1 protein-coding gene is annotated in these 365 nt (G+C 45.2%); it reads right to left on the reverse strand.

Annotated elements, in window-relative coordinates; genetic code table 11:
* Positions 1 to 137: 137 nt before the first annotated feature.
* Positions 138 to 335: a hypothetical protein gene (locus tag GPK49_RS13235; RefSeq protein ID WP_003020324.1), complete on the reverse strand. Its 198-nt coding sequence runs from the start codon at positions 333 to 335 to the stop codon at positions 138 to 140.
* Between the last annotated feature and the right edge of the window lie 30 nt (positions 336 to 365).

Genomic DNA, 365 nt, shown 5'->3' on the forward strand with positions numbered 1-365 from the left:
TCACGCTGGTTTGCGATACTGGCACTTTCGCCTTGCAGGTCATCGTCCTTTGACAGCCTGCAATAGACCGCTGCACGATACCCTCCGGCAAGTGCCGAACCGATTGTTCTGTATTCCATTTCGTTCATCATAGCCATTTACCCACACAATCCAGACGGTATCTGGCTCTTTTGAACCTCATCTTCATTATAGCTCATATCTTTCCTTTTAGCAAGATATTCTTTCGTATTTGTCTTACCGTATTTCTGGGAAATCAGGCTGACGAACACATCGGTTGCGTCCAGCTCCCCGTCAAACACCGTTGTAACATGAATCTCTGTTTTGTTTTTTGCCATAGGCAGTTATCCTCCATACATGAAAATAGC

This window comes from Clostridium sp. MCC345 (assembly GCF_018785345.1).
Classification (GTDB): Bacteria; Bacillota; Clostridia; order Lachnospirales; family Anaerotignaceae; genus Anaerotignum_A; species Anaerotignum_A faecicola.

What these genes read in the sequence shown, in the direction of transcription:
- GPK49_RS13235 (WP_003020324.1), bottom strand. Translation starts at nt 335, where the DNA reads ATGGCAAAAAACAAAACAGAGATTCATGTTACAACGGTGTTTGACGGG.